The organism is Mycobacterium sp. (assembly GCF_044342925.1).
GTDB lineage: Bacteria > Actinomycetota > Actinomycetes > Mycobacteriales > Mycobacteriaceae > Mycobacterium.
On sequence record NZ_JBIIOV010000165.1, the window covers coordinates 1 to 7,237 of the forward strand.

Below are 7,237 nucleotides of genomic sequence, written 5' to 3' on the forward strand. Positions count from 1 at the left end.
CCGACCGGTGTGCAGATCACCCACCTGAACCTGGCCACCAACGTCGTTCAGGTCATCGAGGCCCTCGAAGGCGAGGAAGCCGACCGGGGAGTGTCCTGGCTGCCGTTCTTCCACGACATGGGTCTGGTCACCGCACTGCTGCCGTCGCTGATCGGCCACTACTTCACCTTCATGACGCCGGCCGCTTTCGTGCGCCGCCCGATCCGCTGGATGCGCGAGATCGCCCGACAGCCCGGCGACACCGGCGGCACCATCTCGGTGGCGCCGAACTTCGCCTTCGACCACGCCGCCGCGCGTGGGCTGCCCAAGGAGGGCGAGGAGCCGCTGGACCTGTCCAACGTCAAGGCCGTCCTCAACGGCAGCGAGCCGATCTCGGCCGCCACCGTCAAGCGGTTCAACGACGCCTTCGGACCGTTCGGCTTCCCGCCCAAAGCGATCAAGCCGTCCTACGGCCTGGCTGAGGCGACGCTGTTCGTGTCCACCACGCCGTCCACCGAAGAGCCGAAGATCATCTCGGTCGACCGCGACGAACTCAACGCCAACCGGTTCGTTCCGGTGCCCGACGATTCGCCGAAGGCCGTCGCGCAAGCGGGCGCCGGCAAGGTCGGTGTCGGGGAGTGGGCGGTGATCGTCGATCACGAGTCCGCCACCGAGTTGCCCGACGGTCAGATCGGTGAGATCTGGATCAGCGGCAACAACATGGGCACCGGTTACTGGAACAAGCCGGAGAAAACAGTCGAGACGTTCCAGAACACCCTGAAGTCGCGGACCAGCCCCTCGCACGCCGAAGGCGCGGCCGACGACGCCACCTGGGTGCGCACCGGTGACCTCGGCGCCTATCACGACGGCGAGCTCTACATCACCGGCCGCACCAAGGATCTCGTCATCATCGACGGCCGCAACCACTACCCGCAGGACCTCGAGTACTCCGCGCAGGAGGCGTCCAAGGCGGTCCGCACCGGTTTCGCCGCGGCGTTCTCGGTGCCGGCCAACCAGCTGCCCGACGAAGTGTTCGCCGACGCGCACGCCGGTCTGAAGCGCGACCCGAGCGACACCTCCGAGCAATTGGTGATCGTCGCGGAGCGCGCCGCCGGCTCGCACAAGATGGACATCAGCCAGGTCGCCGATGCCATCCGCGCAGCCATCGCGGTGCGCCACGGCGTCACGGTGCGCGACGTGCTGCTTACCCCGGCCGGTGCGATCCCGCGCACCTCCAGCGGCAAGATCGGCCGCAGCGCCTGCCGCTCGGCCTACCTGGACGGCAGCCTGCGGTCCGGGAAGGTTGCCAACGACTTCCCCGACGAAGCCGAATGACTTACCGAATGACTTCAGCGGAATAAGGACTTATGTCTGAATCGGATACGCCCGGCGAAATCGTCCTAGCTCCGGAGGGCAGGAGCGAAGCGACCTGGGAAATAGCTCCCGAGAAGGAGTTGGCCGCCCCCCGCACCGACATGACGGTGAACCAGATGCGCGCGTGGCTGCGCAATTGGGTGGCTAACGCCACCGGGCAGCCGGCGGACGCGATCAACGAATCGGTCCCCATGGTCGAGTTGGGTCTGTCCTCGCGCGACGCGGTGGCGATGGCCACCGATATCGAGGACCTCACGGGTGTGACCCTGACGGCGACGGTGGCCTTCCGGCACCCGACCATCGAGGCGCTGGCCACGGTGATCGTCGAGGGCGAACCGGAACCAGAGGTCAGCGATTCCGACGAGGACTGGACCCGCACGCGCGAGATCGAAGACGGAATCGCGAACATTGCCATCGTGGGCTTGGCCACCCGCTTCCCCGGTGATATGAACACCCCCGACGAAATGTGGCAGGCGCTGCTGGAGGGCCGCGACGCCATCACCGATCTGCCCGAGGGGCGCTGGTCGGAGTTCATGGACGAGCCGCGTCTGGCCGACCGGATCCGCAAGGCCCGGACCCGCGGCGGATATCTCAAAGACATCAAGGCTTTTGACGCCGAGTTCTTCGCACTGTCGAAGATGGAGGCCGACAACATCGATCCGCAGCAGCGGATGGCCCTCGAACTGACCTGGGAGGCGCTGGAGAACGCTCGCATTCCGGCGTCCAGCCTGCGCGGGGAGAGCGTCGGCGTCTTCGTCGGCAGTTCCACCAACGACTACAGCTACCTGGCGATGATGGACCCGCGTACCGCGCACCCGTACGCCATCACCGGAACCGCCAGCTCGATCATCGCCAACCGGGTGTCCTACTTCTACGACTTCCGCGGCCCTTCGGTGGCGGTGGACACCGCCTGCTCGTCGTCGCTGGTGGCCGTGCACTCCGGCGTGCAGGCGCTGCGCGCCGGCGAGGCCGATGTGGTGCTGGCCGGTGGCGTGAACGCTCTTGTGACACCTGCGGTCACGATCGGTTTCGACGAGGTCGGCGGGGTGCTCGCACCGGACGGCCGGATCAAGTCGTTCTCCGCCGACGCCGACGGCTACGCCCGCTCCGAGGGTGGCGGCATGCTGGTGCTCAAGCGGCTGGATGACGCCCGCCGCGACGGCGACGAGATCCTGGCTGTGATCGCAGGCAGCGCGATCAACCACGACGGGCGCTCCAACGGCATGCTGGCCCCCAACCCTGACGCGCAGGCCGAGGTGCTGCGCAAGGCATACAAGGACGCCGGCATCAACCCGCGCACCGTCGACTACATCGAGGCGCACGGCACCGGCACCATCCTCGGCGACCCGATCGAGGCGGACGCCCTGGGCCGGGTGGTCGGCCGCGGCCGCGCCGCCGACCAGCCCGCGCTGCTGGGCGCGGTGAAGTCGAACGTCGGTCACCTGGAGTCGGCGGCCGGCGCGGCCAGCCTGGCCAAGGTGGTGCTGTCATTGCGCAACAACAAGATTCCGCCGTCGATCAACTACGCCGGACCCAACCCCTACATCGACTTCGACGGGGTTCACCTGAAGGTCGCCCACGAAGTCAGCGAGTGGCCGCGCTACAGCGGGCATGCCATCGCCGGGGTGTCCGGCTTCGGCTTCGGCGGCGCCAACGCCCACCTGGTGCTGCGTGAGGTGCTGCCCGAGGATCTGGTCGAGCCCGAACCGGCGTCGGAGCCCGACGCGTCGCAGGTCGATGCCTCATCCGGCGGTGTCTACGTGGGCGGCGTGCTGATCGAGGACAGTGACGACGATGGCCTCGACGAAGAAGATGTCGTCGCCGCCTATGACTACGAGTCGGCGGAATACGGTGCCGAGGACGAAGAACCCGAGCTCCCCGGCCTGACCGATGAGGCGCTGCGCCTGCTGGAGGTGGCCCGCGAAGAGCTGGCCGCAGCGGAGGCCGCCGAGCCGTTCAAGCCGGTTGTGCCACTTGCCGTTTCGGGCTTCCTCACGTCCCGCAAGCGGGCCACCGCAGCCGAGTTGGCGGCCTGGGTGGACAGCCCGGAGGGCCGGGCGTGCTCGCTGGAGTCGATTGGGCGGTCGCTGTCGCGGCGCAACCACGGCCGATCCCGCGCGGTGGTGATGGCCCGCGACCACGACGAGGCCGTCAAGGGCCTGCGCGCCATTGCCGAGGGCAAGCAGACCCCGCTGGTATACAGCGCCGACGGCCCGGTAAGCAACGGGCCGGTCTGGGTGTTGGCTGGTTTCGGCGCCCAGCATCGCAAGATGGGCAAGAGCCTGTACCTGCGCGACGACGTGTTCGCCGAGTGGATCAACAAGGTGGACAGCCTGATTCAGGACGAGCGCGGCTACTCCATCCTTGAACTGATCCTCGACGACTCGATCGACTACACCGACGAGACCTGCGAGTACCCGATCGAAGTGGTGCAGCTGGTCATCTTCGCCATCCAGATCGCCCTCGGTGAACTGCTCAAGCATCACGGCGCCAAGCCCGCTGCGGTGGTTGGACAATCCCTCGGAGAGGCCGCCGCGGCCTATTTCGCCGGTGGTCTTTCGCTTGCCGATGCCACTCGAACCATCTGTGCGCGTGCGCATCTCATGGGTGAGGGCGAGGCAATGCTGTTCGGCGAATACATCCGGCTGATGGCGTTGGTGGAGTACTCCGCCGAGGAGATCGGAGAGGTGTTCTCCGACTTTCCGGGTCTGGAGGTGTGCGTCTACGCGGCGCCGAACCAGACCGTCATCGGCGGCCCGCCGGCCCAGGTCGACGCGATCCTCGAACGCTGCGAGCAGGAGGGGAAATTCGCCCGCAAGTTCCAGACCAAGGGCGCCTCGCACACCACCCAGATGGATCCGCTGCTCGGCGAACTGGCCGCTGAACTGCAGGGCATCGCGGCGCAGCCGTTGAAGATCGGCTATTTCTCCACCGTGCACGAGGGCAACTACATCCGCCCCGGCGAGGTGATCCACGACGTGGACTACTGGAAGAAGGGCCTGCGCCACAGCGTCTACTTCACCCAGGGCATCCGTAACGCGGTGGACAACGGACACACCACGCTCCTGGAACTGGCGCCTAATCCGGTGGCCCTGATGCAGGCCGGTCTGACCACCGCATCGGCGGGATTGCATGACGGACAGCTGATTCCCACGCTGGCCCGCAAAGAAGACGAAGTCAACTCCATGGTCGCGGCGATGGCGCAGCTCTACGTCTACGGCCACGATCTGGACTTCCGCACCCTGTTCTCCCGTGCCGAGGGGCCGCAGGACTACGCCGCGATCCCGCCGACGAAGTTCCGGCGCAAGGAGCACTGGCTCAACGCACGCTTCTCCGCCGACGGTTCCTCGCTGATCCCCGGTACCCATGTCGCCATGCCGGACGGCCGGCACGTGTGGGAGTACGGCGGCGGCGGACAGACCGACCTGGCCGCCCTGGTGAAAGCCGCTGCGGTGCAAGTGCTTCCCGACGCCACCCTAACCGCGTCGGAGCAGCGCGCGGTGCCCGGTGAGGGAGCCCGCCTGGTCACCACGCTCACCCGTCACCCGGGTGGGGCGTCGGTGCAGGTGCACGCCCGTATCGAGGAGTCCTTCACGCTGGTCTACGACGCGATCGTCACCCGCTCGGGTGCGGTGTCTGCGTTGCCTGCTGCCGTGGCGACCGGTGTGGCAGTTACCGGAGCCACTGCCGCCCAACCGGAGCCGGAGCCGGATTCTAATGTCGCCGCCGGAGCGGCTCCGGAAGACGACGCGGCCATCCTGCACGACAACCTCGCCGCCGGCGCCGGCGTCGCAGCCCAGCTGGGCAAGTGGACCCCGGACGGCCCTGAGACGGTGCACGACCGGCTGGGTCTGATCGTCGGCAGCGCGATGGGCTACGAACCCGAGGACCTGCCGTGGGAGGTGCCGCTGATCGAGCTGGGCCTGGACTCGCTGATGGCGGTGCGGATCAAGAACCGCGTCGAATACGACTTCGACCTGCCGCCCATCCAGCTGACCGCGGTACGCGACGCCAACCTCTACGCCGTCGAGCAGTTGATCACCTACGCGATCGAGAACCGCGATGACGTCGTCGCCCTGGCCGAGCACCAGAAGGGGCTGACGCCGGAAGAGATCGCCGCCGAGCAGGCCAAGATCGCCGCGGGTGAGATTCCGGAGGCGCTGGCGGAGAAGCTGGCCGCCAAGCACCCGGAATTGCAGACACCGTCCGACATCCCGCCGCCGCCCACCAACCCCGCGGGGCCGGATGCACCGGCGGCTCCTGCCAATTCCGCGGCCGACGCCGCGGCCCCTGCCAATTCCGCGGCCGGCGCCGCGGCTCCTGCCAATTCCGCGGCCGGCGCCGCGGCTCCTGCCAATTCCGCGGCCGGCGCCGCGGCAAAAGCCCTCACCCAGCAGGCCGTCGTCGACGCCCTGGGCACCGACGTGCCCCCGCGCGAGGCCGCCGAGCGGGTCACCTTCGCCACCTGGGCCATCGTCACCGGCAAGTCGCCGGGAGGCATCTTCAACCCGCTGCCCAAGGTCGACGACGACACGGCGGCCAAGATCGCCAACCGCCTCACCGAGCGGTGCGAAGGCACCATCACCGTCGAGGACGTCACAGCGGCGACGACCATCGAAGAATTGGCCACCACGGTGCGCGAGCACTTGGAGGCCGGCGAACTCGACGGCTTCGTCCGGACCATCCGGGCGCGAAAGGAGGGGTCCGACCAGATCCCCGTCTTCGTGTTCCACCCGGCCGGCGGCTCCACCGTCGTCTACGAGCCGCTGCTCAAGCGGCTGCCCGCGGACACCCCGATGTACGGGTTCGAGCGGGTGGAGGGGTCGATCTCCGAGCGCGCCGCCGAGTACGTGCCCAAGCTGATGGAGATGGGTGGTAAGGGCCCGTTCATCCTGGCCGGGTGGTCACTCGGCGGGGTGCTGGCCTACGCCTGCGCCATCGGCCTGAAGAAGGCCGGCTGCGAGGTGCCCTTCGTCGGCCTGATCGACACCGTCCGCGCCGGCGAAGAGATCCCGCAGACCTCCGACGAGATCCGTGCGCGGTGGGACCGCTACGCACTGTTCGCCCAGCGCACCTTCAACGTCGAGATTCCCGCGATTCCCTATGAGCAACTCGAGGTGCTCGACGACGCGGGGCAGGTGACCTTCGTTCTCAACGCGGTCAAGGACAGCGGGGTGAACATCCCTGGCGGCATCATCGAGCACCAGCGCACGTCGTATCTGGACAACCGCGCCATCGACACCGCCGAGATCGAGCCCTACGACGGGCATGTCACGCTCTACATGGCCGACCGCTATCACGACGACGCCATCATGTTCGAGCCCCGCTACGGCGTCCGGCAGCCGGACGGCGGCTGGGGCCAATTCGTCTCCGACCTGGAGGTGGTGCCGATCGGGGGCGAGCACATCCAGGCTATCGACGAGCCGTACATTGCCAAGGTCGGCGCTCACATGAGCGAGACCATCAACCGCATCCGGAGTGAAGCGACAAACACGAGTCAGGTGCAGGAGAAAGAGCCGAAGTGACGAACAGGTCCACCGCCGAGTTGCTGGCCGAGCTGCGCGAGAAGCTGGAACTGGCTAAGGAGCCCGCCGGTGAGGCCGCCGCCGCCAAGCGCGACAAGCGCGGCATCCCCAGCGCCCGCGCCCGCATCCAGGCGCTGCTCGACCCGGGCAGCTTCCTGGAGATCGGTGCCCTGGCCCGCACGCCCGGCGACCCGAACGCCCTCTACGGTGACGGCGTCGTCTGCGGCCATGGCACCATCAACGGCCGCCCGGTCGGCGTCTTCTCCCACGACCAGACGGTGTTCGGCGGTTCGGTGGGAGAGATGTTCGGCCGCAAGGTCGCCCGGCTGATGGAGTGGGTGGCCATGGTCGGCTGCCCG

The 7,237-nt window shown here is 68.0% G+C and carries 3 protein-coding genes; all 3 read left to right on the top strand.

Translation table 11 applies throughout. The annotated features are described in order from the left end of the window. On the top strand, positions 1 to 1,314 hold a 1,314-nt coding region (locus ADBZ6I_RS14660), incomplete at its 5' end, for an AMP-binding protein (protein WP_526385075.1). Between the two features lie 140 nt (positions 1,315 to 1,454). Next, a complete protein-coding gene (pks13, locus tag ADBZ6I_RS14665; RefSeq protein WP_526385079.1) occupies positions 1,455 to 6,878 on the top strand; it encodes a polyketide synthase Pks13 in 5,424 nt (1,807 codons plus the stop codon). Beyond that, the coding region (locus tag ADBZ6I_RS14670) for a carboxyl transferase domain-containing protein (protein WP_526385077.1) at positions 6,875 to 7,237 on the top strand (363 nt) is incomplete at its 3' end. The genes pks13 and ADBZ6I_RS14670, both read left to right, overlap by 4 nt.

Excerpts from the sequence above, each read along its gene's own strand:
- pks13 (WP_526385079.1), top strand. The coding sequence starts at position 1,455 with ATGACGGTGAACCAGATGCGCGCGTGGCTGCGCAATTGGGTGGCTAAC.